Annotated in this window: 28 protein-coding genes; 2 read left to right on the top strand and 26 right to left on the bottom strand. The window is 62.1% G+C overall.

Annotated elements, in window-relative coordinates:
* The 16 genes from rplN to rpsL form a co-directional block, all read right to left on the bottom strand.
* Complete coding sequence (gene rplN / locus NKJ78_RS16445) at positions 1-369, bottom strand: 50S ribosomal protein L14 (RefSeq protein ID WP_006205457.1); 369 nt, start codon at positions 367-369, stop codon at positions 1-3.
* A gap of 72 nt (positions 370-441) precedes the next feature.
* The gene (rpsQ, locus tag NKJ78_RS16440) at positions 442-681 is read right to left on the bottom strand and encodes a 30S ribosomal protein S17 (protein ID WP_010909280.1); all 240 of its coding nucleotides are present in this window, start codon (positions 679-681) and stop codon (positions 442-444) included.
* Between the two features lie 11 nt (positions 682-692).
* Entirely contained in the window at positions 693-893 is a 201-nt protein-coding gene (gene rpmC, locus NKJ78_RS16435) for a 50S ribosomal protein L29 (protein WP_006205459.1), read from the bottom strand.
* Between the two features lie 13 nt (positions 894-906).
* On the bottom strand, positions 907-1,320 hold the full coding sequence (rplP, locus tag NKJ78_RS16430) for a 50S ribosomal protein L16 (protein WP_006205460.1): 414 nt from the start codon (positions 1,318-1,320) through the stop codon (positions 907-909).
* 26 nt (positions 1,321-1,346) lie between these two features.
* Positions 1,347-2,072, bottom strand: coding sequence for a 30S ribosomal protein S3 (gene rpsC, locus NKJ78_RS16425; RefSeq protein ID WP_023672753.1), 726 nt, complete (start codon positions 2,070-2,072; stop codon positions 1,347-1,349).
* Positions 2,072-2,461 carry a 50S ribosomal protein L22 gene (gene rplV, locus NKJ78_RS16420; RefSeq protein ID WP_006205462.1) on the bottom strand — a complete coding sequence of 130 codons (390 nt, stop codon included), beginning with the start codon at positions 2,459-2,461 and terminating at the stop codon, positions 2,072-2,074. Before rplV ends, rpsC begins: the two co-directional genes overlap by 1 nt.
* 2 nt (positions 2,462-2,463) lie before the next feature.
* Positions 2,464-2,742, bottom strand: coding sequence for a 30S ribosomal protein S19 (gene rpsS, locus NKJ78_RS16415; RefSeq protein WP_006205463.1), 279 nt, complete (start codon positions 2,740-2,742; stop codon positions 2,464-2,466).
* 16 nt (positions 2,743-2,758) lie between these two features.
* Positions 2,759-3,592 carry a 50S ribosomal protein L2 gene (rplB, locus tag NKJ78_RS16410; RefSeq protein ID WP_023706515.1) on the bottom strand — a complete coding sequence of 278 codons (834 nt, stop codon included), beginning with the start codon at positions 3,590-3,592 and terminating at the stop codon, positions 2,759-2,761.
* Positions 3,593-3,614: 22 nt separating this feature from the next.
* A complete protein-coding gene (locus NKJ78_RS16405; protein WP_023672751.1) occupies positions 3,615-3,908 on the bottom strand; it encodes a 50S ribosomal protein L23 in 294 nt (97 codons plus the stop codon).
* A complete protein-coding gene (gene rplD, locus NKJ78_RS16400; RefSeq protein WP_023672750.1) occupies positions 3,905-4,525 on the bottom strand; it encodes a 50S ribosomal protein L4 in 621 nt (206 codons plus the stop codon). The genes NKJ78_RS16405 and rplD overlap by 4 nt, the downstream gene beginning before the upstream one ends.
* Entirely contained in the window at positions 4,525-5,253 is a 729-nt protein-coding gene (gene rplC, locus NKJ78_RS16395; protein ID WP_352459022.1) for a 50S ribosomal protein L3, read from the bottom strand. The genes rplD and rplC overlap by 1 nt, the downstream gene beginning before the upstream one ends.
* Positions 5,254-5,314: 61 nt before the next feature.
* On the bottom strand, positions 5,315-5,623 hold the full coding sequence (gene rpsJ, locus NKJ78_RS16390) for a 30S ribosomal protein S10 (protein WP_010909272.1): 309 nt from the start codon (positions 5,621-5,623) through the stop codon (positions 5,315-5,317).
* A 69-nt stretch (positions 5,624-5,692) separates the two neighbouring features.
* Positions 5,693-6,868 carry an elongation factor Tu gene (gene tuf, locus NKJ78_RS16385; RefSeq protein WP_023723394.1) on the bottom strand — a complete coding sequence of 392 codons (1,176 nt, stop codon included), beginning with the start codon at positions 6,866-6,868 and terminating at the stop codon, positions 5,693-5,695.
* 65 nt (positions 6,869-6,933) lie between these two features.
* Complete coding sequence (gene fusA / locus NKJ78_RS16380; protein WP_023667430.1) at positions 6,934-9,024, bottom strand: elongation factor G; 2,091 nt, start codon at positions 9,022-9,024, stop codon at positions 6,934-6,936.
* A 30-nt stretch (positions 9,025-9,054) separates the two neighbouring features.
* The gene (rpsG, locus tag NKJ78_RS16375) at positions 9,055-9,525 is read right to left on the bottom strand and encodes a 30S ribosomal protein S7 (RefSeq protein ID WP_008875664.1); all 471 of its coding nucleotides are present in this window, start codon (positions 9,523-9,525) and stop codon (positions 9,055-9,057) included.
* 76 nt (positions 9,526-9,601) lie between these two features.
* Positions 9,602-9,973, bottom strand: a complete 372-nt coding sequence (rpsL, locus tag NKJ78_RS16370) for a 30S ribosomal protein S12 (protein WP_006333356.1) — start codon at positions 9,971-9,973, stop codon at positions 9,602-9,604.
* 494 nt (positions 9,974-10,467) lie between these two features.
* Here rpsL and NKJ78_RS16365 point away from each other — a divergent pair, with 494 nt between their 5' ends.
* Both NKJ78_RS16365 and NKJ78_RS16360 read left to right on the top strand, forming a co-directional pair.
* Positions 10,468-10,749, top strand: a complete 282-nt coding sequence (locus NKJ78_RS16365; protein WP_023713029.1) for a transcriptional regulator — start codon at positions 10,468-10,470, stop codon at positions 10,747-10,749.
* A gap of 106 nt (positions 10,750-10,855) precedes the next feature.
* Positions 10,856-11,791: a Gfo/Idh/MocA family protein gene (locus NKJ78_RS16360; RefSeq protein ID WP_352459023.1), complete on the top strand. Its 936-nt coding sequence runs from the start codon at positions 10,856-10,858 to the stop codon at positions 11,789-11,791.
* A gap of 46 nt (positions 11,792-11,837) precedes the next feature.
* Here NKJ78_RS16360 and NKJ78_RS16355 read toward each other — a convergent pair whose 3' ends face one another.
* From NKJ78_RS16355 to NKJ78_RS16310, 10 genes are all read right to left on the bottom strand, one after another.
* Positions 11,838-12,503, bottom strand: coding sequence for an O-methyltransferase (locus tag NKJ78_RS16355; RefSeq protein ID WP_352459024.1), 666 nt, complete (start codon positions 12,501-12,503; stop codon positions 11,838-11,840).
* Between the two features lie 79 nt (positions 12,504-12,582).
* Positions 12,583-16,779: a DNA-directed RNA polymerase subunit beta' gene (gene rpoC / locus NKJ78_RS16350; RefSeq protein ID WP_023667434.1), complete on the bottom strand. Its 4,197-nt coding sequence runs from the start codon at positions 16,777-16,779 to the stop codon at positions 12,583-12,585.
* Between the two features lie 147 nt (positions 16,780-16,926).
* Entirely contained in the window at positions 16,927-21,063 is a 4,137-nt protein-coding gene (gene rpoB / locus NKJ78_RS16345; RefSeq protein WP_023686024.1) for a DNA-directed RNA polymerase subunit beta, read from the bottom strand.
* Between the two features lie 248 nt (positions 21,064-21,311).
* Positions 21,312-21,689, bottom strand: coding sequence for a 50S ribosomal protein L7/L12 (gene rplL, locus NKJ78_RS16340; RefSeq protein ID WP_023667436.1), 378 nt, complete (start codon positions 21,687-21,689; stop codon positions 21,312-21,314).
* 54 nt (positions 21,690-21,743) lie between these two features.
* Positions 21,744-22,262, bottom strand: a complete 519-nt coding sequence (rplJ, locus tag NKJ78_RS16335) for a 50S ribosomal protein L10 (RefSeq protein ID WP_023667437.1) — start codon at positions 22,260-22,262, stop codon at positions 21,744-21,746.
* A gap of 374 nt (positions 22,263-22,636) precedes the next feature.
* A complete protein-coding gene (gene rplA / locus NKJ78_RS16330) occupies positions 22,637-23,335 on the bottom strand; it encodes a 50S ribosomal protein L1 (protein WP_023667438.1) in 699 nt (232 codons plus the stop codon).
* Between the two features lie 4 nt (positions 23,336-23,339).
* The gene (gene rplK, locus NKJ78_RS16325) at positions 23,340-23,768 is read right to left on the bottom strand and encodes a 50S ribosomal protein L11 (RefSeq protein WP_006333334.1); all 429 of its coding nucleotides are present in this window, start codon (positions 23,766-23,768) and stop codon (positions 23,340-23,342) included.
* Between the two features lie 172 nt (positions 23,769-23,940).
* Positions 23,941-24,468, bottom strand: a complete 528-nt coding sequence (gene nusG / locus NKJ78_RS16320) for a transcription termination/antitermination protein NusG (RefSeq protein ID WP_006333333.1) — start codon at positions 24,466-24,468, stop codon at positions 23,941-23,943.
* A 27-nt stretch (positions 24,469-24,495) separates the two neighbouring features.
* The gene (secE, locus tag NKJ78_RS16315) at positions 24,496-24,699 is read right to left on the bottom strand and encodes a preprotein translocase subunit SecE (protein WP_023667439.1); all 204 of its coding nucleotides are present in this window, start codon (positions 24,697-24,699) and stop codon (positions 24,496-24,498) included.
* A gap of 490 nt (positions 24,700-25,189) precedes the next feature.
* Positions 25,190-25,657: a hypothetical protein gene (locus NKJ78_RS16310; protein ID WP_156033763.1), complete on the bottom strand. Its 468-nt coding sequence runs from the start codon at positions 25,655-25,657 to the stop codon at positions 25,190-25,192.
* Between the last annotated feature and the right edge of the window lie 249 nt (positions 25,658-25,906).

Here is a 25,906-nt window from a genome sequence, read left to right as displayed (position 1 = left end):
TTACAGCACTTCAGGCGCGAGCGAGATGATCTTCATGTGGTTCTTGGCGCGGAGTTCGCGCGGAACCGGTCCGAAGATACGCGTGCCGATCGGCTCTTTCTTGTTGTCGACGAGAACGGCCGCGTTCTTGTCGAAACGGATCACGCTGCCGTCCGGGCGGCGGATGTCCTTGGCCGTGCGAACCACGACCGCCTTCATCACATCGCCCTTCTTAACGCGGCCGCGCGGAATGGCTTCCTTGATCGACACCACGATGATGTCGCCTACGGAAGCGTATTTCCGCTTCGAGCCGCCCAGCACCTTGATGCACATGACACGACGGGCGCCTGAATTATCCGCGACGTCGAGGTTTGTTTGCATCTGAATCATGACTGGCCGCCTTCTTCTCTTCTAACGGGACGGGCTCAAAGCCCCTCCCCGGTCTGTCCAAAATTCGGTTTGTTACGCCTGGTCCGAAGACACGACGATCCAGCGCTTATCCTTGGAAATCGGCTTCGATTCCTGGATGAACACCTGATCGCCGACCTTGTGGGCGTTGTTCTCGTCGTGCGCCTTGTACTTCTTGGTCATGCGCACGGTCTTCTTCATCACGGGATGCGTGAAGCGCCGTTCGACCTTGACGACTACCGTCTTCTCGTTCTTGTCGCTGACGACAGTGCCCTGCAGAATGCGCTTTGGCATGATTTTCGTCCTTAAGCCTTCTTGGCCGCGGACTTTTCCGCAGCGATGGTCTTGATACGCGCAATGTCCTTGCGAACCTGCCGCACGCGCGCGGTCTTCTCGAGCTGGCCGGTGGCCTTCTGGAAGCGCAGGTTGAACTGCTCCTTCTTCAGGCTGGCCAGATCGTCGGTCAGCTGGTCCTGGGTCTTGGTCCGGATGTCTTCGGCTTTCATGATCAGCCCGTCCTTATTCTGCGATGCGCTGTACGAAGCGCGTCCTGACCGAGAGCTTGGCCGCGCCGAGACGCAGCGCCTCACGGGCGGTTTCTTCGTTGACGCCGTCGATCTCGAACATGATGCGGCCCGGCTTTACGCGCGCCGCCCAGTAATCGACAGCGCCCTTGCCCTTGCCCATGCGCACTTCAGTCGGCTTCGACGTCACCGGCACATCAGGGAAAATACGGATCCACACGCGGCCGGCACGCTTCATCTCACGAGTGATCGCGCGGCGGGCCGCCTCGATCTCACGCGCGGTGACGCGGTTCGGCTCAAGCGCCTTCAGCCCGAAACCACCGAAATCCAGGTTGGTGCCGCCCTTTGCGGTACCATGGATACGGCCCTTGAACTGCTTGCGGAACTTTGTGCGCTTTGGCTGCAGCATCGTTCTAACTCCAAATTCCTAAATAATCAGGCGTTTTCGCGACGACGACCGCGTTCGCGATCACCACCACCGCCATGCGCAGCATCACCCTCGGTCGCGCGACGCTCCGAAGCCATCGGATCGTGCTCGAGGATTTCGCCCTTGAACACCCAGACCTTGACGCCGCAGATGCCGTAAGCCGTATGCGCTTCGGCCGTGCCATAGTCGACATCGGCGCGCAGCGTATGCAGCGGCACGCGGCCTTCGCGGTACCATTCCATGCGTGCAATCTCTGCGCCGCCGAGACGGCCGGCGCAGTTGATGCGGATGCCTTCGGCGCCCAGGCGCATCGCCGACTGAACGGCGCGCTTCATGGCGCGGCGGAACGCGATACGACGCTCGAGCTGCTGGGCGATCGACTGGGCGACCAGGGTTGCGTCGATTTCCGGCTTGCGCACTTCAACGATGTTCAAGTGCGTCTCGGACTTCGTCATCTCCATCAGCTTCTTGCGAAGCTTTTCGATGTCGGCGCCCTTCTTGCCGATGATCAGGCCCGGGCGCGCCGCATGGATGGTGACGCGGCACTTCTTGTGCGGGCGCTCGATCACGACCTTGGAAATCGCAGCCTGCTTGAGTTCCTTTTCAAGATATTTGCGGATCTTGATGTCCTCATGCAGCAGCTTGCCGTACTCGCCGGTGTTCGCGAACCAGCGCGAATCCCAGGTGCGGTTGATGCCGAGGCGCAGACCGATCGGATTGACTTTCTGACCCATTATGCGGCCTCCCCTTTTTCTTCGACTTCACGAACGACGATCGTGAGGTGCGAGAACGGCTTTTCTATACGGCTGGCGCGACCGCGGCCACGAGCATGGAACCGCTTCATGACGATCGACTTGCCGACATAGGCTTCCGCCACGATCAGTGCATCGACGTCGAGGTCGTGGTTGTTTTCCGCGTTGGCGATCGCCGATTCCAGCGTCTTCTTGACCGTGCCGGAAATCCGCTTGGCCGAGAATTCGAGATCGGAAAGCGCTGTCGCGACCTTCTTGCCGCGGATCAGCGCGGCAACCAGGTTCAGCTTCTGCGGGCTGATACGGATCGTGCGCAGAACGGCGCGCGCTTCGTTGTCAGCAAGCCTGCGCGGAGCTTTGGCCTTGCCCATGATTATTTCCTCTTCGCCTTCTTATCCGCGCCGTGACCGTAATAGGTCCGGGTCGGAGCGAATTCACCGAACTTGTGACCGACCATGTCCTCGTTCACCGAGACGGGAACATGCTTCTGGCCGTTGTAGACACCGAAGGTGAAGCCGACGAACTGCGGCAGGATGGTGGAGCGACGGCTCCACATCTTGATCACCTCATTGCGACCACCTTCACGAACCTTGTCCACCTTCTTGAGAAGGTAGCCGTCGATGAAGGGGCCTTTCCAAATAGAACGAGTCACTTGGCGTTACCTCTTCTTAGCTCTTGCGCTGATGGCGCGAGCGCAGGATGAACTTGTCGGTCGCCTTGTTGGACCGCGTCTTCTTGCCCTTGGTCGGCTTTCCCCACGGGCTGACCGGATGACGGCCACCGGAGGTGCGGCCTTCACCACCGCCATGCGGATGGTCGACCGGGTTCATGGTCACGCCGCGATTGTGCGGGCGCTTGCCGCGCCAGACCGTGCGGCCGGCCTTGCCGTCGTTGATGTTGCCGTGGTCGGGGTTCGACACGGCGCCGACGGTGGCCATGCAGGAGCCGTGAACGACCCGCTGCTCGCCCGAGTTGAGGCGCAGGATCGCCATGCCCTGGTCGCGACCGACCAGCTGTCCGTAGCCACCTGCCGAGCGGGCAACCTGGGCGCCCTTGCCCGGCTTCAGCTCGATGTTATGGACGATCGTGCCGACCGGCATCGAGGCCAGCGGCATCGCATTGCCCGGCTTCACGTCGACCGATTCACCGGCCACGATCTTGTCGCCGGCGGCAAGGCGCTGCGGAGCGATGATGTAGGACAGCTCGCCATCGTCATACTTGATCAGCGCGATGAAGGCGGTGCGGTTCGGATCGTATTCAATGCGCTCGACCGTGCCGACGACGTCGAACTTGCGGCGCTTGAAGTCGATGATGCGGTACGAACGCTTGTGACCGCCGCCGATGAAGCGGGCCGTGATGCGGCCGTGATTGTTGCGGCCGCCCGACTTGGTCAGGCCTTCGGTTAGGCCCTTGACGGGCTTGCCCTTGTAGAGGCCCGAGCGGTCGACGATGACCAGCTGGCGGGTGCTCGGCGTTACCGGGTTGAATTTTTTAAGTGCCATTGTCCTGTCCTCGCGGCCTAGCTCAGAGACCCGTCGCGACGTCGATCGACTGGCCGTCGGCCAGCGTCACGATCGCCTTCTTGACGTCGCTCTGGCGGCCGATCGTGCCGCGGAAGCGCTTGATCTTGCCCTTGCGGACAAGCGTGTTCACGGCCGTAACCTTGACGCCAAACAGCGCTTCGACAGCGGCCTTGATTTCCGGCTTCGACGCTTTCTTGGCGACGTTGAAAACAACCTGGTTGTTCTCGGAAGCCATGGTCGACTTTTCGGTGATCGCCGGCGAGACGATCACGTCGTAATGACGGAGGTCGGTCATTTAAAGCGCTCCTCGAGAGCCTCGACGGCGGCCTTCGAAAGGACCAGCGTGCCGCGGCGAAGAATGTCGTAGACGTTGATGCCCTGGATGGGCAGCACGTCGATGTTCGGGATGTTGGTCGCCGCCAGCTTGAAGTTCTGGTCAAGCTCGGCACCGCCAATCACCAAGGCGTTGGTCAGGCCCAGTGTCGCGAAATTCGCGATCAGCGCCTTCGTCTTGGCCTCGGTCAGCTTCAGCTCGTCGATGATGATGATCGACGCACTCTTGGCCTTGGCCGAGAGAGCATGCCGCAAGCCCAGAGCGCGCACCTTCTTCGGCAGATCGTGCTCGTGGCTGCGAACGACCGGGCCGTGGGCCTTGCCGCCGCCGCGGAACTGCGGAGCGCGTGCCGAATGGTGACGGGCGCGGCCCGTACCCTTCTGCTTGTACATCTTGGCGCCGGTGCGCGCGATTTCGGCGCGGCCCTTGGCCTTGTGCGTGCCCTGCTGGCGCTTGGCCAGCTGCCAGCGCACGACGCGCTGCAGGATGTCCTCGCGCGGATCAAGGCCGAAAATCTCCTCGGAGAGTTTCACCTTGCCGGCGTCCTTGCCGCCAAGCGTTGTGATCTTGAGATCCATTATTCTGCTCCCTCTGCGGCCGGAGCCTCGTTCGTGGCGCCACTCTCGGCGGCAACGGCGCGGATCGCGGCAGGCTTCGGCGCATTGGCCGGCAGTGCCACCTTGGCCGCATCGCGGACCAGGATCCAGGCGCCCTTCGATCCGGGAACCGCACCGCGGATCAGGATCAGGCCGCGATCGGCGTCGGTCGAAACGATCTCGACATTCTGTGTGGTGACGCGGGTGTCGCCCATGTGGCCAGCCATATGCTTGCCCTTGAACACTTTGCCCGGATCCTGACGCTGGCCGGTCGAACCGTGCGTACGGTGCGAAACCGAGTTACCGTGCGTCGCGCGGCCACCACCCATGTGGTGGCGCTTGATGACGCCCTGGAAACCCTTGCCGATCGTCGTGCCCGTCACATCGACCTTCTGGCCGGCGACGAAGTGCTCGACGGTGATCTCGGCGCCGACATCGATCATGTTGTCGGCGGAGACGCGAAACTCGGCGACCTTCGCCTTCGGCTCGACGGAAGCGGTCGCAAAATGGCCGCGCATCGCCTTCGACGTGTTCTTCACCTTGGCAAGGCCAACGCCGAGCTGGACGGCGGTATAGCCGTTCTTCTCCTGCGTGCGCTGAGCCACGACCTGGCAGTTCTCCATCTGGAGAACGGTGACGGGAACATGTTCCCCGGCATCATTATAGATGCGGGTCATTCCCACCTTCTTTGCAATCACACCTGAACGCATCGGTTCAATTCCTTTAGAGTTCCGGGCCAGGGGCACCGCCCCTTACCGCGCTCTCATTCCCTTAGAGCTTGATCTCGACGTCGACACCGGCGGCCAGATCGAGCTTCATCAAAGCATCGACCGTCTGCGGGGTCGGATCGACGATGTCGAGCAGACGCTTGTGCGTGCGCATCTCGAACTGCTCGCGGCTCTTCTTGTCGACGTGAGGCGACCGGTTGACCGTGAACTTTTCGATCCGCGTCGGCAGCGGAATGGGGCCGCGGACGTTTGCTCCGGTGCGCTTGGCCGTCGACACGATTTCTTTCGTCGAGGCGTCAAGCACGCGGTGATCAAACGCCTTCAGGCGGATGCGGATATTCTGTCCGTTCATGCGTCACTTCCTTGTTCTGGCGCGGCGCGGGCAAATCCTGCGCCCGCGACAGATCGGTTTAAGTCCAAATTACTCTTTGATGGTGACGACGATGCCGGCACCGACGGTGCGGCCGCCTTCACGGATGGCGAAGCGCAGCTTCTCTTCCATGGCGATCGGCACGATCAGCTCGACATCGACCGTGATGTTGTCGCCGGGCATAACCATTTCCGTGCCTTCCGGCAGCGACACGATGCCGGTCACGTCGGTCGTGCGGAAGTAGAACTGCGGACGGTAGTTGGTGAAGAACGGCGTGTGACGGCCACCTTCGTCCTTGGTCAGGATGTAGGCTTCGGCCACGAACTTCTTATGCGGCTTCACCGTACCGGGCTTGGCCAGAACCTGGCCGCGCTCGACGCCTTCACGATCAACGCCGCGCAGCAGCGCGCCGATGTTGTCGCCGGCCTGGCCCTGATCGAGCAGCTTGCGGAACATCTCGACGCCCGTGCAGGTCGTCTTGGTCGTCGGACGGATGCCGATGATTTCCAGTTCCTCGCCGACCTTGACGATGCCGCGCTCGACGCGGCCGGTCACGACCGTGCCACGGCCCGAGATCGAGAACACGTCTTCGATCGGCATCAGGAACGGCTTGTCCAGCGGACGAACCGGCGTCGGGATGTAAGCATCGACCGCAGCCATCAGCTCGCGGATCGCGTCTTCGCCGATGGTCTTGTTGGAATCTTCGAGTGCTGCCAGCGCCGAACCCTTGACGATCGGAATGTCGTCGCCGGGGAACTCGTTCTTCGACAGAAGCTCGCGAACCTCGAGCTCGACCAGTTCGAGCAGCTCGGCGTCGTCGACTTGGTCGACCTTGTTCAGGAACACCACGATCGACGGCACGCCGACCTGACGGGCAAGCAGGATGTGCTCGCGGGTCTGCGGCATCGGGCCGTCGGCGGCCGACACAACCAGGATCGCGCCGTCCATCTGCGCGGCGCCCGTGATCATGTTCTTCACATAGTCGGCGTGGCCGGGGCAGTCGACGTGGGCGTAGTGGCGCGCTGCCGTCTCGTATTCGACGTGCGCCGTCGAAATCGTGATGCCGCGGGCCTTCTCTTCGGGCGCCGCATCGATCTGGTCGTAGCGCTTGTACTCGCCAAAATACTTCGTGATCGCCGCCGTCAGCGACGTCTTGCCATGATCGACGTGGCCAATCGTGCCAATGTTCACATGAGGCTTGTTACGCTCGAATTTACCTTTTGCCATGTGATGTCTCCAATCTGCTCGCCCGTACGGGCCTTGAATTAAGTTACCGATGCAACCCGCTGGGGTTACGCGTATTTCTTCTGGACTTCCTGGGCGACCGCGGTCGGCACAGGCTCATAGTGATCGAACTGCATCGTGTAGGCCGCGCGGCCCTGGCTCATCGAGCGCAGGTTGTCGACGTACTTGAACATGTTGGCCAGCGGCACCATCGCGTTGATGACGACAGCCACGCCACGCGCTTCCTGGCCCTGGATCTGGCCGCGACGGCCGTTCAGGTCGCCGATGACGCTGCCGACATAGTCTTCCGGCGTCACGACTTCGACCTTCATGATCGGCTCGAGCAGCTGCACGCCAAGCTTGGGTGCGGCTTCACGGAAGCAGGCGCGGCCGGCGATTTCGAAGGCCAGAACGCTGGAGTCCACATCGTGGTAAGCGCCGTCGATAAGCGTCGCCTTGACGCCGATCATCGGGAAGCCCGCGAACGGACCCGACGACATGACGCTGTTGATGCCCTTTTCGACACCCGGGATGTATTCCTTGGGAACCGCACCGCCGACGATCTTGGTCTCGAACTCGAACTCCGAGCTTTCCGGGTTCGGTTCGAACACGATCTTGACGCGAGCGAACTGACCGGTACCGCCGGTCTGCTTCTTGTGGGTGTAGTCCTGCTCGTGCCTGCGGGTGATGGTCTCGCGGTAAGCCACCTGCGGCGCGCCGACATTGGCCTCGACCTTGAACTCGCGACGCATGCGGTCGACGATGATGTCGAGGTGAAGTTCGCCCATGCCCGAAATGATGGTCTGGCCGCTTTCCTCGTCGGTCTTGACGCGGAATGACGGATCCTCGGCGGCCAGGCGGTGAAGGGCGAGGCCCATCTTTTCCTGGTCGTTCTTGGTCTTCGGCTCGATGGCGATCTGGATGACCGGATCCGGGAATTCCATGCGCTCGAGGATGACCGGGTGCAGCGGATCGCTGAGCGTATCGCCGGTGGTCGTGTCCTTGAGGCCGGCCAGAGCAACGATGTCGCCGGCAAAGGCTTCTTCGACGTCGGCGCGCGAATTCGCATGCATCTGCAGCATGCGGCCGATGCGCTCTTTCTTGCCCTTGACGGTGTTATCGACCGAGATGCCCTTGGTCAGCTTGCCCGAATAGATGCGGGCAAAGGTCAGCGAACCGACGAACGGGTCGTTCATGATCTTGAAGGCCAGCATCGACAGCGGCTCGTTGTCGTCGGCATGACGCTCGATCTCGGCGTCGGTCTTGGCGTCGACGCCCTTGATGGCGGGAACATCGGCCGGCGACGGCAGGTATTCGACGACGGCGTCGAGCAGCGGCTGCACGCCCTTGTTCTTGAAGGCCGAGCCACAGAACATCGGGTAGAACTTGACGGCGATGGTGCCCTTGCGGATCAGCGCGCGGATCTCGTCATTCGACGGCATCTTGCCTTCGAGGTAATTCTCGAGTGCCGTCTCGTCCATTTCGACAGCGGCTTCGATCATCTTCTCGCGGTATTCTTCGGCGCGAGCCTGCAGGTCGGCCGGGATCTCGACGACGTCCCAGGCAGCGCCCAGCGTCTCGTCGCGCCAGACCAGCGCGTTCATCTCGACGAGATCGACGACACCCTTGAACTCGGTCTCAGCGCCGATCGGCAGCTGCATGACGACGGCATGCGCACCAAGACGAGAGCCGATCATCTCGACCGAGCGGTAGAAGTCGGCGCCGATCTTGTCCATCTTGTTGCAGAAGATCATGCGCGGAACTTTGTACTTGTCGGCCTGGCGCCAGACGGTTTCCGTCTGCGGCTCAACACCGGCATTGGCATCGAGCAGCGCAATGGCGCCGTCGAGCACGCGCAGCGAACGCTCGACTTCGATGGTGAAGTCGACGTGTCCGGGAGTGTCGATGATGTTGAAGCGGTACATCTTGCCGCTGCGACCCTTCCAGAAGGTCGTGGTGGCGGCGGACGTGATGGTGATGCCGCGTTCCTGCTCCTGCTCCATCCAATCCATGGTGGCAGCGCCGTCGTGGACTTCGCCGATCTTGTGCGACTTGCCCGTGTAATAGAGGACGCGCTCGGTGGTCGTCGTCTTGCCGGCGTCAATATGCGCCATGATACCGAAATTGCGGTAGTCTTCGATTTTGTATTCGCGGGCCATCGTGGATGCCTTCTCAGTCTCGTTCGCGCTTTACCAGCGGTAGTGCGCGAAAGCGCGGTTGGCTTCTGCCATCTTGTGGGTGTCTTCACGCTTCTTCACGGCGGTGCCGCGGTTATTGGCCGCGTCCATCAGCTCGCCGGAGAGGCGGTCGACCATGGTGGTCTCGTTGCGGTTGCGCGCAGCTGCAATCAGCCAGCGGATCGCCAGGGCCTGGCGGCGCTCGGGGCGCACATCGACCGGAACCTGGTAGGTAGCGCCGCCGACGCGGCGCGACCGGACTTCCACATGCGGCGCGACATTGTCGAGCGCCTGATGGAAGACGGTGACCGGCTCCTGCTTGGTCTTCGACTGAACCTGGTCGAGCGCACCGTAGACGATGGTCTCGGCAACCGACTTCTTGCCGTCATACATGACGGCGTTCATGAACTTGGTGACGATCAGATCGCCGAACTTCGGGTCCGGATTGATCTCACGCTTTTCTGCACTGTGACGACGCGACATGGCTTTTGTCTCTCAATCTCGTAGCCCGACGCATTCAAGCAGCGCCTGGGCCGGAAAATCTTACTTCGGACGCCCCTTACTTCGGACGCTTGGCGCCGTACTTCGAACGGCGCTGCTTGCGGTTCTTCACGCCCTGCGTGTCGAGCACGCCGCGGATGATGTGGTAGCGCACGCCCGGAAGATCCTTGACGCGGCCGCCGCGGATCATGACCACGGAGTGTTCCTGAAGGTTGTGGCCTTCGCCGGGGATGTAGCCGATCACTTCAAAGCCGTTGGTCAGGCGGATCTTGGCCACCTTGCGCAGTGCCGAGTTCGGCTTCTTCGGCGTCGTTGTATAGACGCGCGTGCAGACGCCCCGCTTCTGCGGGTTCTGCTGCATGGCCGGGACCTTGTTGCGCTTCACCGGCGCAATGCGCGGCTTGCGGATCAGCTGGTTGACGGTAGGCATTAAACCCTCTTGTCTCTCAATTCCGTGTCTCGCCCGGTCAGGGCCGCTCAAAGCGCCAATTCCATACGCAAATTCGGGCCATAAACCGCGCCTCGCGGTCCTGCCCGAACAAAATGCAGAGGAAGCGGGAACCGCTTCATGCGCGCCGGAAATGTCTTTTCGCTCGTAAAACGAACCCTGTTTGAGGCAAACTCCAAAGCGTGTCGCTTCGGAAGGGAGAGCCTCACATCGGTTCTGACTGGGCGGCTTCTACTCGCAAGACCGTGAACCGTCAACCCCGGCACGCCAAATATTGCGCGCCAAACCGGGCGTGGCAGCCATGCGAAAACCGCATGTAATTTTCTTTCGCCATTTTGCAATGGCAAGGAAGAAAGTAACCGGTCAGGCACGAAAGTGACCGGCTTTTGGCTGTCCTGCACCGGCGCTTCATGGCAAAAGGCGGCATGGACAGCCCGAAACCCCTCGCCCGCCCGAGTCTCAAGAGGAATCAGCCCGTGAACGACAATGAGGAGCGCCCGGTGACTATCATCACCGGCCGCGTCTGGAAAAAGAAGGGCGGCAAGCCGGAAGGCGTGCATGTGATGCTGGTCGCGCCCGACGACGATTCGGCCGTGCGCCGGGCGCTCGAATCGCTCGCCGCCGAAGGCTATGCCGAAGCTGAGCTCGACCAGATCGGCGATATGGAGGGCGTACCCGACGAGGAGCCGCATCTGTCGGCCTTCCAGGGCGCGCTCGAAGGCGAAGTGTCGATCGTTACGTTCGAGGTTCCGCTCTGAGCGTCGCCGGCTGCTTGCGCCTGTCACCGCGCCGGCTTGCCCGGCACCGGTTCTCTGCTAAGAACCGGGCGACTTAACCAGCCAAATTCGAATCCGCGGAGTTCCCATGCCCTCGAACAATGGTCCCATCAAGCTCGGCATCGTCGGCGTCGGCAAGATCGTGCGCGACCAGCATCTGCCGGCAGTGGCCAAGGATGCGGACTACCGCCTCATCGCCGCCGCCAGCCGGCACGGCAAGGTGGACGGCATCCCGAATTTTCCGACCATCGAGGCGATGCTCGACGCGGTGCCGGAACTCGAGGCCGTGTCGCTGTGCATGCCGCCGCAGTTCCGCTACGACGCGGCACGCACCGCGCTGATGGCGAAGAAGCATGTTTTCCTGGAGAAGCCGCCGGGCGCCACGGTCAGTGAGGTCGAGGACCTGAAGCAGCTGGCGGCAGCCAATGGCGTTTCATTGTTCGCCAGCTGGCATTCGCGCTACGCGCCGGCAGTGGAGGCCGCGCGCGCCTTCCTAGCGGCGGCCAAGGTCAACTCGGCTGCTATCGTCTGGAAGGAAGATGTCCGCCGCTGGCATCCGAACCAGGATTGGATCTGGGCGCCGGGCGGTTTCGGCGTCTTCGATCCCGGCATAAACGCACTGTCGATCGCAACCCACATCCTGCCGGCGATGTTCATCACCTCGGCCGTCCTCGACTTCCCGGAAAACCGCGCCTCGCCTGTGGCGGCCCACGTGACCTTCCGCACCTCGGATGGGTTGCCGGTGACCATGGAGCTCGACTGGCTGCAGACGGGACCACAGAGCTGGGACATCCTGGCCGACACCGACAAGGGCAAGATGGTGCTGTCCGGCGGCGGCACCAAGCTCGCCATCGACGGCAAGGTGGTTCACGACGAGCCGGAGGCCGAATATCCCCAGCTTTACCGGCACTTCGCTGAAATCGTACGCGACGGCGTCTCCGATGTCGATTTGGCACCCCTGCAGCACGTGGCCGACGCCTTCATGCTCGGCAAGCGCAATGTGGTGGAAGCGTTCTTCGATTGAGCGATGAGTTCTGCCGGACCGCAGTCCGGACACTCACCATGCAGCCTTACTCGACGATCGCAATCGCAAACCCGTCATAGCCTTTGGCGCCGACGGTCTGGATGGCGGTGCCGTCCAGGCGCTTGTCGCCGCCGATGAAGGAAAACGCACCGCGTGCGCCTTCGACATACGCGTCACGGCCATCGTCGTTGAGCACGGTGCCGTCGCGGATGACGTTATCGCAGATGATGACCGTCCCCGGCCGCGACAGGCGCATGGCCCATGACAGATAATTCGGGTTGTTCGGCTTGTCCGCGTCGATGAAGATCAGATCGAACGGACCGGCATTTTCGGCAGCCAGCGTCTCAAGCGACTGAAGCGCGGGGCCGATCCTGAGCTCGACCTTGTCCGACACCCCTGCCCGCTCGAGATTCGAGTGCGCGACTTTTGCATGATGCGGCTCGAGTTCGAGCGTCACGATCTTGCCACCGGCGGGCAATCCCCTTGCCATCCAGATGGTCGAGTAGCCGCCAAGCGTGCCGATCTCCAGCACCTTCCTGGCGCCGCTGATGCGGACCAGCAGCGACAGCAGCTTGCCCTGCGCCGGCGATACGTCGATGGCCGGCAGGCCCTGGTCGCGGTTGGCCGCAAGCACCGCTTCGAGGATGGGATCTGCCTCGAAGAGAGAGGAAACGATGTAGTCGTCGACGTCAGTCCAAACCTTCTTGCTCATGTTTTCCTCGATTCGATTGGGGGTCAAAACGCGAAAAGGGGCCACTGGGGCCCCCTTCCTTCTTCTCGTCCTGCCGCGCTTACTGCGCGGCGTTGACCATGTCGGTCAGCATCGGCTCGGCGACCTCGACACCGGAGGCCTTGCGGCGCTCGTCGATGATCAGTTCGTCGCGCGAGGTGGCGATGCGCCGGATCTGGCTCATCGTGCCGCCGGTACCGGCCGGGATCAGCCGGCCGACGATGACGTTTTCCTTCAGGCCCTGCAGCATGTCGGTCTTGCCGGCAACCGCAGCTTCGGTCAGCACCCTGGTCGTCTCCTGGAAGGAGGCGGCCGAGATGAAGGAAGGCGTCTGCAGCGAGGCCTTGGTTATGCCCAGCAGCACTGGCTGGCCTTCGGCCGGCTTCTTGCCGTCCTCGACCAGGCGCTCGTTGACCTCTTCCAGTTCGATCACGTCGACGTGGTCGCCCGGAATGTAGGTCGAGTCGCCCTGCACCGTGATCTCGACCTTCTGCAGCATCTGGCGAACGATCACCTCGATATGCTTGTCGTTGATCGACACGCCCTGCAGACGGTAGACTTCCTGGATTTCGTTCACGAGGTAGGAAGCAAGTGCTTCCACGCCCTTGATCGCCAGGATGTCGTGCGGCGCCGGATTGCCGTCGAGGATGTAGTCGCCCTTCTCGATGACGTCGCCGTCCTGGAGATGGAACGGCTTGCCCTTCGGGATCAGGTATTCGACCGGCTCAAGCGTCGAGTCATGCGGCTCGATGATGATGCGGCGCTTGTTCTTGTAGTCGCGGCCGAAGCGGATTGTGCCATCGATCTCGGCGATGATGGCGTGATCCTTCGGACGACGTGCCTCGAACAGTTCGGCAACACGCGGCAGACCGCCGGTGATGTCCTTGGTCTTGGCGCTTTCCATCGGGATACGCGCCAAAACGTCGCCGGGACGAACCTGCGAACCCGGCTCGACCGAAAGAATGGCCTCTACCGAGAGCAGGAAGCGGGCGTCGCCGCCCTTCGACAGCTTGCCGACCTTGCCCTTGGGGTCAAGGATGGCGATCGCCGGCTTGAGGTCGTTGCCGCGTGGCGTCGAGCGCCAGTCGATGACCTCGCGCTTGGTGATGCCGGTCGATTCGTCGGCCGTTTCCTGAACGGAAATGCCGTCGACCAGATCCTCGTACGACACCTTGCCCTCGATTTCGGTGAGGACGGGGCGGGTATAGGGATCCCATTCGGCGATACGCTGGCCGCGCTTCACCTTGTCGCCATCGTCCACGAAGATGCGCGAACCATAGGTAAGGCGATGCGAGGCACGCTCCTTGCCGGCTTCGTCGAGGATCAGCACCGCCATGTTGCGGCCCATGACCATCTGCTGGCCGTCCGAGTTGCGCACCACGTTGCGGTTGCGGATCTCGACCTTGCCCTCATACGAGGCTTCAAGGAACGAGCTGTCCACTACCTGCGCCGTACCGCCCATGTGGAAGGTACGCATGGTGAGCTGGGTCCCCGGCTCGCCGATCGACTGCGCCGCGATAACGCCGACGGCTTCGCCCTGGTTGACCGGGGTGCCGCGGGCAAGATCGCGTCCGTAGCAGACCGCACAGACGCCGATCCTGACCTCGCAGGTCAGTGCCGAGCGAATGCGGACCGACTGCACGCCGGCCTTTTCGATCTTTTCCACGTCACGTTCGTCCATCAGCGTTCCGGCCTTGACCAGAACCTCGCCCGAAACCGGATGCGTGATGTCGTCGAGCGAGGTGCGGCCCAGCACGCGCTGACCGACCGAAGCGACGACCTGACCGGCATCGACGATCGGCTGCATGGTGAGGCCCTTGTCGGTGCCGCAATCCACGGAGTTGACGATGCAGTCCTGCGCCACGTCGACCAGACGACGGGTGAGGTAACCCGAGTTCGCCGTCTTCAAGGCGGTGTCGGCCAGACCCTTGCGGGCGCCGTGGGTCGAGTTGAAGTACTCGAGCACGGTCAGGCCTTCCTTGAAGTTCGAGATGATCGGCGTCTCGATGATTTCACCCGAGGGCTTTGCCATCAGGCCGCGCATGCCGGCGAGCTGACGCATCTGGGTGGGCGAACCACGCGCACCCGAATGCGACATCATGTAGATCGAGTTCATCGGCTTTTGACGGCCACTGTCCTCGAACTCGACGGCCTTGATGCGGGCCATCATCTCGTCGGCGACCTTTTCCGAGCACTTCGCCCAGGCGTCGACGACCTTGTTGTACTTCTCGCCCTGCGTGATCAGGCCGTCATTGTACTGCTGTTCGTACTCCTTGGCCAAAGCCTCGGTGTCGGAAACCAGCTTGATCTTGGCGTCCGGGATCAGCATGTCGTCCTTGCCGAACGAAATGCCGGCGCGGCAGGCGTGGCTGAAGCCGAGGGCCATGATGCGGTCGCAGAAAATGACCGTCTCCTTCTGACCGCAGTGGCGGTAGACGGTGTCGATCATCTTGGAGATGTTCTTCTTGGTCATCTCCTGGTTGGCCGTCTCGTAAGGCACATTGACGTTCTTCGGCAGCAGCTCGCCGATGATCATGCGGCCAGGCGTGGTGTCGTAGATTTTCGACACGACCTTGCCTTCGGCGTCGACCGTGCGGAAACGACCCTTGATCTTGGAGTGCAGCGTCACCGCCTTGGTCTCGAGCGCGTGCTGGAGTTCGCCCATGTCGGCAAACACCATGCCTTCGCCCGGCTCGTTCTGATTGACGATCGAGAGATAGTAGAGACCCAGGACCATGTCCTGCGACGGCACGATGATCGGCGCGCCGGAAGCCGGGTGCAGGATGTTGTTGGTCGACATCATCAGCACGCGGGCTTCAAGCTGCGCTTCCAACGAGAGCGGCACGTGAACGGCCATCTGGTCGCCGTCGAAGTCGGCGTTGAAGGCCGTGCAGACCAACGGATGCAGCTGGATCGCCTTGCCTTCGATCAGGATCGGCTCGAACGCCTGGATGCCGAGGCGGTGCAGCGTCGGCGCACGGTTCAGCAGCACCGGATGCTCGCGAATGACCTCGTCGAGGATATCCCAGACTTCCGGACGCTCCTTCTCGACCAGCTTCTTGGCCTGCTTGACGGTCGAGGAGAACCCCTTGGCGTCGAGGCGGGCGTAGATGAACGGCTTGAACAGTTCGAGCGCCATCTTCTTCGGCAGGCCGCATTGGTGCAGCTTGAGCTCCGGACCGGTGACGATGACCGAACGGCCCGAATAGTCGACGCGCTTGCCGAGCAGGTTCTGGCGGAACCGGCCCTGCTTGCCCTTCAACATGTCGGACAGCGACTTCAGCGGACGCTTGTTGGCGCCGGTGATGACGCGGCCGCGACGGCCGTTGTCGAACAGCGCATCGACGGCTTCCTGCAGCATGCGCTTTTCATTGCGCACGATGATGCCGGGCGCGCGCAGCTCGATCAGCCGCTTCAGGCGGTTGTTGCGGTTGATGACGCGGCGATAGAGATCGTTCAGGTCGGACGTCGCGAAACGTCCACCATCCAGAGGAACCAGCGGGCGCAGGTCCGGCGGGATCACCGGAACCACCTTCATGATCATCCATTCCGGACGGTTGCCGGACTCCATGAAGTTCTCGACGACCTTGAGCCGCTTCAGATACTTCTTCTGCTTCAGCTCGGACGTGGTCGAAGCCAGTTCCGAACGCAGATCGCCGGCGATCTTCTCCAGGTCCATGCCGGCCAGAAGGTCATGAATGGCCTCGGCGCCGATCATGGCGGTGAACGAATCCTCGCCATACTCGTCGACGGCGATCATGTACTCTTCCTCGCTGAGCAGCTGGTGCTCCTTCAGCGCGGTTAGGCCAGGCTCGGTGACGATGTAGTTCTCGAAGTAGAGGACGCGCTCGATGTCCTTCAGGGTCATGTCGAGCAGCGTGCCGATGCGCGACGGCAGCGACTTCAGGAACCAGATGTGAGCGACAGGTGCCGCCAGCTCGATGTGGCCCATGCGCTCGCGGCGAACGCGCGACAGCGTGACTTCGACGCCGCACTTTTCGCAGATGACGCCCTTGTACTTCATGCGCTTGTACTTGCCGCACAGGCATTCATAGTCCTTGATCGGGCCAAAAATGCGCGCGCAGAACAGACCGTCACGCTCCGGCTTGAAGGTGCGGTAGTTGATGGTCTCCGGCTTCTTGATCTCGCCGAACGACCAGGACAGAATCTTCTCAGGGCTGGCGAGCGATATCCGGATGGAATCGAACACCTGCGCCGGCGCCTGCGGATTGAAGAGATTCATGACCTCTTGGTTCATGCCGTTCTCCTTTTCGGGGTCCTCGAAAACCCCTTGCATCTAACGCGGGCCAAATGCCCGCTGAGTGGTCGGCCCACTGGCCGTAGAATTTGTTGCATCCGGTCGCGGCGTTCCGCGACCGGATGTCTTGCTTACTCGGCCGCGCCCCTATTCGGCAGCATCTGGCAGCCGGACAGGGTTGTCGTCGAGCTTGGTGTTCTCCAGCTCGACATTGAGGCCGAGAGACCGCATTTCCTTGACGAGCACGTTGAAGCTCTCGGGAATGCCGGCCTCGAACGTGTCGTCGCCGCGCACGATCGCCTCGTAGACCTTGGTGCGGCCGGCGACATCGTCCGACTTCACCGTCAGCATTTCCTGCAGCGTGTAGGCGGCGCCATAGGCTTCCAGCGCCCAGACCTCCATTTCGCCGAAGCGCTGGCCACCGAACTGCGCCTTGCCGCCCAGCGGCTGCTGGGTAACGAGCGAGTACGGACCGATCGAACGCGCGTGGATCTTGTCGTCCACCAGGTGGTGAAGCTTGAGCATATAGATATACCCCATCGTCACCTTGCGATCGAACGGCTCGCCGGTGCGTCCGTCATAGAGCTGCGACTGACCGCTGGTGTGCAGGCCCGCCTGCTCCAGCATGATGTTGATGTCGACTTCATGCGCGCCGTCGAACACCGGTGTCGCGATGGAGACGCCGCGGCGCATCTGCTCGCTGAGGCGAACGATGCTCTCGTCGTCATATTCGCGGACCGGCTCGTTGCGGTCGTTGGCTGGGATGAAGCTCTCAAGCGTCTTGCGCAACGGCTTGATGTCTCCAGCCGTCTTGTAGGCGTCGATAAGCTCGCCGATCTTCTTGCCCATGCCCGCGCATGCCCAGCCCAGATGCGTTTCCAGGATCTGGCCGACATTCATGCGGCTCGGCACACCCAGCGGGTTGAGCACGATATCGGCATGCGTGCCGTCCTCGAGGAAAGGCATGTCCTCGACCGGAACGATTCGCGACACGACACCCTTGTTGCCGTGACGTCCCGCCATCTTGTCGCCCGGCTGCATCTTGCGCTTCACGGCCACGAAGACCTTGACCATCTTCATGACGCCCGGAGGCATTTCGTCGCCGCGCTGGACCTTCTCGACCTTGTCCATGAAGCGCTGCTCGAGCGCCTTCTTGGAATCGTCGTACTGGCCACGCAGGGCTTCCAGTTCGCTCTGGAGCTTTTCGTTCTCCACCGCAAACTGCCACCACTGCGAACGTGGATACTCGTCAAGCGTGTCCTTCGACAGCTTCGAGCCCTTCTTGAAGCCCTTCGGCCCGGCAATCGCTTCCTTGCCGACGAGAACGTCGGAAAGGCGCGAATAGACGTTGCGGTCGAGGATCGCCTGCTCGTCGTCGCGGTCCTTGGCGAGGCGTTCGATCTCCTCGCGTTCGATCGCCATGGCGCGCTCGTCCTTCTCGACGCCGTGGCGGTTGAAGACGCGCACTTCGACGACTGTGCCGAAGGTGCCCGGAGGCATGCGCATCGAGGTGTCGCGAACGTCGGACGCCTTTTCACCGAAGATGGCGCGCAGGAGCTTTTCTTCCGGCGTCATCGGGCTTTCGCCCTTCGGCGTGATCTTGCCGACCAGGATGTCGCCCGGCTGCACTTCCGCGCCGATATAGACGATGCCGGCTTCGTCGAGGTTCTTCAGCGCTTCTTCCGAAACGTTCGGAATGTCGCGCGTGATTTCCTCCGGTCCAAGCTTGGTGTCGCGGGCCATGACCTCGAATTCCTCGATGTGGATCGAGGTGAAGACGTCGTCGGCCACGATGCGCTCGGAGAGCAGGATCGAGTCCTCGTAGTTGTAGCCGTTCCACGGCATGAACGCGACCAGCACGTTGCGGCCGAGCGCCAGATCGCCGAGCTCGGTCGACGGACCGTCGGCGATGATGTCGCCCTTGTTGACGCGGTCGCCCATGCGCACCAGCGGACGCTGGTTGATGCAGGTGTTCTGGTTCGAACGCTGGAACTTCATCAGCCGGTAGATGTCGACGCCCGACTTGCCGGGATCGAGATCTTCCGTGGCGCGGATGACGATACGCGTCGCGTCCACCTGGTCGACGATGCCGCCGCGGCGGGCGCCGATGGCGGCGCCCGAGTCACGGGCAACGATCGGCTCCATGCCGGTGCCGACGAACGGCGCTTCGGCGCGCACCAGCGGCACGGCCTGACGCTGCATGTTGGAGCCCATCAGCGCGCGGTTGGCGTCGTCGTTCTCGAGGAACGGGATCAGCGCCGCGGCCACGGACACCATCTGCTTGGGCGACACGTCCATCAGATCGACGTTTTCGCGCGGCGCCATCATCACTTCGCCGGCGCTGCGGCAAATGACGAATTCGTCGACGAAACCACCATTCTTGTCGAGCTCGGCATTGGCCTGCGCGACGTGGTGCTTGGACTCTTCCATAGCGGAGAGATAGACGACCTCATTGGTCAGCTTGCCATTGACGATCTTGCGGTACGGGCTTTCGATGAAGCCGTACTTGTTGACGCGCGCGAAGGTCGCCAGCGAGTTGATCAGACCGATGTTCGGGCCTTCCGGCGTCTCGATCGGGCAGATGCGGCCGTAATGCGTCGGGTGCACGTCGCGCACTTCGAAGCCGGCGCGCTCGCGGGTCAGACCGCCCGGGCCAAGTGCCGACAGGCGGCGCTTGTGGGTGATCTCCGACAGCGGGTTGGTCTGATCCATGAACTGCGACAGCTGCGAGGAACCGAAGAACTCGCGCACGGCGGCAGCCGCCGGCTTGGCGTTGATCAGGTCCTGCGGCATCACCGTATCGATCTCGATCGAGGACATACGTTCCTTGATCGCGCGCTCCATGCGCAGCAGGCCGACGCGGTACTGGTTCTCCATCAGCTCGCCGACGGAACGCACGCGGCGGTTGCCGAGATTGTCGATGTCGTCGATCTCGCCCTTGCCGTCGCGCAGTTCGACCAGCGTCTTGACCACCGCCAGGATGTCGTCCTTGCGCAGCACGCGCACGGTGTCCTCAGCCTTGAGCTCGAGGCGCATGTTCATCTTGACGCGGCCGACGGCCGACAGGTCGTAGCGCTCCGAGTCGAAGAACAGCGAGTTGAACATGGCTTCGGCGGTTTCAAGCGTCGGCGGCTCGCCCGGGCGCATGACACGGTAGATGTCGAACAGTGCGTCCTGGCGGCTCTCGTTCTTGTCGACGTTGAGCGTATTGCGGATGTAGGCGCCGACATTGACGTGGTCGATGTCGAGAACCTTGATCTCGCTTTCGCCCGTGCCGAGCAGCACCTTCAGCGTCTTTTCGTCGATCTCGTCGCCGGCTTCGAGGAAAATCTCGCCGGTGCCGTAGTTGACGATGTCCTCGGCCAGGTAATTGCCGAGCAGATCCTCGTCGGTCGCCTTGATCGCCTTCAGACCCTTTTCGCCAAGCGCTCTTGCCTGGCGGGCGGTGATCTTCTTGCCGGCCTCGACGACAACTTCGCCGGTATCGGCATCGACGAGGTCGCCAACGGCCTTCAGGCCGCGGAAACGCTCGACGTTGAACGGGATGCGCCAGTGGTCACCGGCGCGCTTGTAGGTGATCTTGTTGTAGAAGGTCGACAGGATTTCTTCGCCGTCCATGCCGAGCGCCATCAAGAGCGACGTCACCGGAATCTTGCGGCGGCGGTCGATGCGGGCGTGCACGACGTCCTTGGAATCGAACTCGATGTCGAGCCACGAACCGCGATAGGGAATGACGCGCGCCGCAAACAAAAGCTTGCCCGAGGAGTGCGACTTGCCCTTGTCATGGTCGAAGAAGACGCCCGGCGAACGGTGCATCTGCGAGACGATGACGCGCTCCGTCCCATTGACGATGAAGGTGCCGTTGAGCGTCATGAGCGGCATGTCGCCCATATAGACGTCCTGCTCCTTGATGTCCTTGATCGACTTTGCGCCGGTATCCTCGTCGATATCGAACACGATGAGGCGCAGCGTCACCTTGAGTGGCGCGGCATAGGTCAGGTCGCGCTGACGGCATTCGTCAACGTCGAATTTCGGTCCTTCGAACTCGTACTTCACGAACTCCAGCATCGAGGAGCCGGAGAAATCGGAGATCGGGAAAACCGACTTGAAAACGGCCTGCAGTCCCTCGTCCGGACGCCCACCCTTGGGCTCCGCCACCATCAGGAACTGGTCATAGGATGCTTTTTGAACCTCGATCAGGTTCGGCATCTCCGCAACTTCCGGAATCTTTCCGAAGAACTTGCGTACGCGTCTGCGGCCATTGAAAGTCTGGGTCTGGGCCATCGTCGCTCCTTAGCTATAAACTCGGGGCGAGCCTCGCCGCGGCTCACCTTGCATGCGCGGCCACCTCGGCGGCGGCCCCTGATCTGTTTCCCGCCGCCTGGCGGCGACGGCGAAAACGGGAGAAAACCCGTTTCCTGAAGGCCGGTTTCGGCCCTCAGGAAAGAGGTTCTCGTACATCTCGCGCTACGCATCCTCCCCTCTGATGAAGGGAGTGGCGGACGGCGCGAGGCCGCCCGCCGCTTTTACGCTTACTTCAGGTCGACCTTGGCGCCGGCTGCTTCCAGCTGGGCCTTGAACTTCTCAGCGTCAGCCTTGGAAACGGCTTCCTTGACCGGCTTCGGAGCTGCTTCGACCAGATCCTTGGCTTCCTTGAGGCCCAGGCCGGTGATGGCGCGGACTTCCTTGATGACGTTGATCTTCTGAGCGCCTGCCTCGGTGAGGACGACGTCGAATTCCGTCTTTTCCTCAGCCGGAGCAGCAGCAGCGGCAGCGCCGCCGGCAGCGGCAACCGCCACCGGAGCAGCAGCCGAAACGCCCCACTTTTCTTCCAGAAGCTTCGACAGCTCGGCCGCCTCGAGGACGGTCAGCTTCGAAAGGTCGTCTACGATCTTTGCCAGATCAGCCATTGTTGTATTCCTTCATCAGGTTCGAACGTGTGTTTGTGATAGCGAGGAACGGCCTCATGCCGCCTCGTCCTTCCGGGCGTAAGCGCCGATGACGCGCGCGACCGAAGCCGCTGGCGCATTGACGATCTGGGCGATCCGGGTTGCCGGCGTGGCGATCATGCCAACCAGCCTGGCGCGCAGCTCATCGAGCGACGGAAGTGTGGCGAGTGCCTTCACACCGTCGGCGTTGAGCGAGGTGGTGCCCATTGCGCCGCCGAGAATGACCAACTTGTCATTTCCCTTGGCGAAATCGGACGCGACCTTCGGCGCCGCAATCGGATCCTCCGAATAAGCGATCAGCGTCTGTCCCTTGAACAGGTCGATGATCGATGCGGAGTCCGTGCCCTGAAGAGCGATTTTGGCGAGACGGTTCTTCGCGACTTTGACGGTGCCACCGGCAGCGCGCATTTTCGACCGAAGGTCGTTCATTTGCGCGACGGTGATCCCGGCGTAGTGGGCCACGACGACTGAACCAGCGCCTGCAAAAGCACCATTCAGGCCCGTGACGAGTTCGCGTTTTTCCGCTCTGTCCACTGCCTATCTCCAGTTGACCCCTGCCCCGCTAGTGGGACAGGCGTCGGGTTGCCTTTTTGCCGGCCGGGCCATCCATTACAGATCTCCCGAACGACGCTCGAGGATCCTGCCCCCTTTCGCCACATCGACGGCAAGCCGGAGATGCGCAGACAAAAGGCAAACACGGTTCGAACCTTTCATTGGAGCTTGTCGCTCCGTTGTCCGGTTTTCACCCGTCTCATGCAGGCCTAGTTCAATTAAGGCTTCTGGGCCGCCTGCAATCTCGGACAGGATTTCCGGAAGCCTCTCGACTTCCGGTACCGGGCCGCCGACAAGTCGGAGGCCCGGAATTCACTTGCGGATCAGCGCCTTGGCAGCCGATCCAGATGTTCGTATCAAGACGCTGCGAGCGTCGAGACGTCGAGCTTGAGGCCCGGGCCCATCGTCGAGGTGACCGACACCTTCTTGACGTAGTTGCCCTTGGCGCCAGCCGGCTTTGCCTTGGTCACGGCATCGGCGAAGGCGCGGACGTTTTCTTCCAGCGCCTTGACGTCGAACGAGACCTTGCCGACGCCGGCATGAACGATGCCGGCCTTCTCGACGCGGAACTCGACAGCGCCGCCCTTCGATGCCTTGACGGCGGCGGCGACGTCGGTGGTGACGGTGCCGACCTTCGGGTTCGGCATCATGCCGCGCGGGCCCAGCACCTTGCCCAGACGGCCGACCAGCGGCATCATGTCCGGCGTGGCGATGCAGCGATCGAAGTCGATCGTGCCCTTCTGGACGATGTCGACCAGATCCTCGGCACCGACGATGTCGGCGCCGGCGGCGCGAGCCTCATCGGCCTTGCCGCCACGTGCGAACACGGCGACGCGGACAGAGCGGCCGGTGCCGTTCGGCAGGTTGACCACGCCGCGGACCATCTGGTCGGCATGGCGCGGGTCGACGCCGAGGTTCATCGCAACTTCGATGGTCTCGTCGAACTTCACCGTCGAACGGTCCTTGAGCAGCTTCAGCGCCTCACCAAGGGCATAGGCCTTGTTGGGGTCGATGCCGTCGCGGGACTTCGATACACGCTTTGCAATCTTTGCCATGATCTCAGCCCACCACTTCCAGACCCATCGAGCGGGCGGAGCCCTCGACCATGCGCATGGCCGCCTCGACGTCGTTTGCGTTCAGATCCTTCATCTTCTGTTCGGCGATGGCGCGCACCTTGTCGCGACCGATCGTGCCGGCCTTGATCTTGCCCGGCTCTTTCGAACCCGAAGTCAAGTTCGCCGCCTTTTTCAGGAAGTAGCTCACCGGCGGCGTCTTCATGACGAAGGTGAAGGACTTGTCCTGGTAATAGGTGATGACGACCGGGATCGGCGATCCCTTTTCCATTTCCTGGGTCTGCGCGTTGAACGCCTTGCAGAATTCCATGATGTTGATGCCGCGCTGACCAAGTGCCGGGCCGATCGGCGGAGACGGCGTAGCCGATCCCGCTTTGACCTGGAGCTTGAGCTGGCCTGCAATTTTCTTAGCCATCTCTTTCCTGCCTTTATCTCATGCCGGCCCCAGTATCGGGAACACCGGCGGTTGCAGTCTGGTGGTGCGGTCCGCGCGGCCGGCTAAAGCCGCATTCGCCTCCCACCCGTTCATGGCCGCGCGCTTTCCGCGCCGCCTCCCCTTGCCGGCGAACCGGCGCAGGGTTTTCGGATCAGCCCTTTTCGACCTGTCCGAATTCCAGATCGACCGGCACGGCGCGCCCGAAGATCGAAACTTCCACCTTGAGCCGCGCCCGCTCCTCGTCCACTTCCTGGACGAAACCGTTGAACGAGGCGAACGGACCATCCGAAACGCGGATCGCCTCGCCGATCTCGAAAGTGACCGAGGGCTTCGGCCGCTCGACGCCTTCCTGAACCTGGTTCAGGATGCGCTGCGCCTCGGCTTCGGTGATCGGCACCGGCTTGGAGTCACCGAGGAAGCCGGTGACCTTCGGCGTGTTCTTGACCAGCGAGAACACCGCATCGGTCAGATTGGCCTTGAGCAGCACATAGCCCGGAAAGAACTTGCGCTCGGCATCGACCTTGCGGCCGCGGCGGATTTCGACGACCTTCTCGGTCGGCACCACGATCTGCTCGATATCGGCGGACAGGCCCTTCTGCTTGGCCTTGTTCTCAATGTCCTCGGCGACCTTCTTTTCGAAGTTCGAATAGGCGTGGACGATGTACCAGCGCGCGGTCATTTCAAGACTTCTCCGTAATCGCCGGACTTAATGGCCGAGGCTCAGTAACCGCTCGATCGCGTAGCCCATGGCCACGTCGGCGGTGAAGAAAAAGATCATCGCGATGACCGCGAATACGAGCACCATCACCGTCGAGATCATCGTCTCCCGGCGCGACGGCCAAGTCACCTTGGCAGTTTCCGCGCGGACCTGCTGGAGAAAGACGAAAGGATTTGTGGTTTTCGAAGCCATATGCCGCTCTGTCTTCAAGACCCGTTGGCCGGGTCTCCTGGATGATCCCGCTGGCCGGGACGTGCCGCCTGGGTTCAAGTCGACGCCGAATCAGCGCCATTTCGCCCATGCAAATCGGACGCGTAAAGCCGGCTTCCCAGCTCCACGCGTCGCGTGTCTGTTGTGTCTACATAAAACCGATTCTTGATCCACGCAAGTGGCAAGTGTCCGCTTTATGACCAAACGCCGCCTCGGAACCATCCAGTCGTCCCGTCCCGGCTATCGAGGCCTTATGCCTCAGTTCGCCCAATATGGCAAGCCACCTGCCCTTTTTCAATGCCGGACCCCAATTCCAGGAGGTGGATCCGGAAATCAGGCACGCGATTACAAGTTCGAGGAAATGGCGTTGCGGACGAACCTGCGACCTGCTGTTTTGGAAACCAAATGAAGCGCACGCAAGATTGGAATCCAGCTGCCCATGCGGAGGCAGCTGGATCAACCCAGGGTTAGTTCAGGCACAGGCGAGTTCGACCCCGGCCACTGCGCCGATTCCGCATGGTGGGCGTGGGCGCGGCGCGATCACTGCCGGGCACGGGGGCGGGTCGTCGTCATCGTCGGGGCCGAAAGAACGGCCACGACGCCGCCAAGCCTTGAGAGCGCTGCGGCGCGAGGAGGGTCGCCAAGGCAGCACTCGGCCTGAAGTCTCTTTCCCCAGCGTGGGTTTCTCATCGAGAGCCTTCAACGCCCTCAGAATCTGGTCGACAGGGATTACCGTGCCGTTGTCCAGGCGGCGCAAGGCAGGCTGGTTTTCCACCGCGCAGGCATCGGACGCCCACGAGGAAAGCAGTGCCCGCTTTTCTCCACGGCTGAGGCGTGGATGGTTGATGACGTCGTCTGGATTGTCGAGCAGGCACAAAGAAGTTTCAATTTTGCCCGAGCGTGCCGCAGAAAGTGTCGGTGTCTCGTAGAAGTTGTCCATCTCCATTCTCCGCAATCTGGGCCTCCCGGCCGAAGCCGGGAGGCGGACCGCAGGGATAACTGAATCGATACGATCAGGCCGCTTTGCGGGTGCGTTCCGTATCCTGGGCGATCTGCTTGCCGCCCACCTGGGCGTCGCCGGCCCCGATGCTGATGCGGCGCGGCTTCAGCTCTTCGGGAATCTCACGGACGATGTCGATCGAGAGGAGGCCATTCTCCAGTTTGGCTGCCTTGATCTTCATGTGGTCGG

The sequence above is a fragment of the Mesorhizobium sp. M0037 genome, assembly GCF_040323635.1.
In the GTDB taxonomy this organism is placed as follows: Bacteria; Pseudomonadota; Alphaproteobacteria; order Rhizobiales; family Rhizobiaceae; genus Mesorhizobium.
Note: the sequence above shows the minus strand (reverse complement) of the source record. Positions and strands in the feature narration are given on the sequence as shown.

Coding starts and splice junctions, on each gene's coding strand:
- rpsG (WP_008875664.1), bottom strand. CDS start 9,525: ATGTCGCGTCGTCACAGTGCAGAAAAGCGTGAGATCAATCCGGACCCG.
- NKJ78_RS16360 (WP_352459023.1), top strand. CDS start 10,856: ATGCCCTCGAACAATGGTCCCATCAAGCTCGGCATCGTCGGCGTCGGC.
- secE (WP_023667439.1), bottom strand. CDS start 24,699: ATGGCTTCGAAAACCACAAATCCTTTCGTCTTTCTCCAGCAGGTCCGC.
- rpmC (WP_006205459.1), bottom strand. CDS start 893: ATGAAAGCCGAAGACATCCGGACCAAGACCCAGGACCAGCTGACCGAC.
- rpsJ (WP_010909272.1), bottom strand. CDS start 5,623: ATGAACGGACAGAATATCCGCATCCGCCTGAAGGCGTTTGATCACCGC.
- tuf (WP_023723394.1), bottom strand. CDS start 6,868: ATGGCAAAAGGTAAATTCGAGCGTAACAAGCCTCATGTGAACATTGGC.
- NKJ78_RS16405 (WP_023672751.1), bottom strand. CDS start 3,908: ATGACCGACCTCCGTCATTACGACGTGATCGTCTCGCCGGCGATCACC.
- rplA (WP_023667438.1), bottom strand. CDS start 23,335: ATGGCAAAGATTGCAAAGCGTGTATCGAAGTCCCGCGACGGCATCGAC.
- rplC (WP_352459022.1), bottom strand. CDS start 5,253: ATGCGTTCAGGTGTGATTGCAAAGAAGGTGGGAATGACCCGCATCTAT.
- NKJ78_RS16355 (WP_352459024.1), bottom strand. CDS start 12,503: ATGAGCAAGAAGGTTTGGACTGACGTCGACGACTACATCGTTTCCTCT.
- NKJ78_RS16310 (WP_156033763.1), bottom strand. CDS start 25,657: ATGGACAACTTCTACGAGACACCGACACTTTCTGCGGCACGCTCGGGC.
- rplP (WP_006205460.1), bottom strand. CDS start 1,320: ATGCTGCAGCCAAAGCGCACAAAGTTCCGCAAGCAGTTCAAGGGCCGT.
- rplN (WP_006205457.1), bottom strand. CDS start 369: ATGATTCAGATGCAAACAAACCTCGACGTCGCGGATAATTCAGGCGCC.
- fusA (WP_023667430.1), bottom strand. CDS start 9,024: ATGGCCCGCGAATACAAAATCGAAGACTACCGCAATTTCGGTATCATG.
- rplD (WP_023672750.1), bottom strand. CDS start 4,525: ATGGATCTCAAGATCACAACGCTTGGCGGCAAGGACGCCGGCAAGGTG.
- rplK (WP_006333334.1), bottom strand. CDS start 23,768: ATGGCTAAGAAAATTGCAGGCCAGCTCAAGCTCCAGGTCAAAGCGGGA.
- rplL (WP_023667436.1), bottom strand. CDS start 21,689: ATGGCTGATCTGGCAAAGATCGTAGACGACCTTTCGAAGCTGACCGTC.
- rpsQ (WP_010909280.1), bottom strand. CDS start 681: ATGCCAAAGCGCATTCTGCAGGGCACTGTCGTCAGCGACAAGAACGAG.
- rplB (WP_023706515.1), bottom strand. CDS start 3,592: ATGGCACTTAAAAAATTCAACCCGGTAACGCCGAGCACCCGCCAGCTG.
- rplV (WP_006205462.1), bottom strand. CDS start 2,461: ATGGGCAAGGCCAAAGCTCCGCGCAGGCTTGCTGACAACGAAGCGCGC.
- rpoB (WP_023686024.1), bottom strand. CDS start 21,063: ATGGCCCAGACCCAGACTTTCAATGGCCGCAGACGCGTACGCAAGTTC.
- rpsL (WP_006333356.1), bottom strand. CDS start 9,973: ATGCCTACCGTCAACCAGCTGATCCGCAAGCCGCGCATTGCGCCGGTG.
- rpsC (WP_023672753.1), bottom strand. CDS start 2,072: ATGGGTCAGAAAGTCAATCCGATCGGTCTGCGCCTCGGCATCAACCGC.
- rpoC (WP_023667434.1), bottom strand. CDS start 16,779: ATGAACCAAGAGGTCATGAATCTCTTCAATCCGCAGGCGCCGGCGCAG.
- nusG (WP_006333333.1), bottom strand. CDS start 24,468: ATGACCGCGCGCTGGTACATCGTCCACGCCTATTCGAACTTCGAAAAG.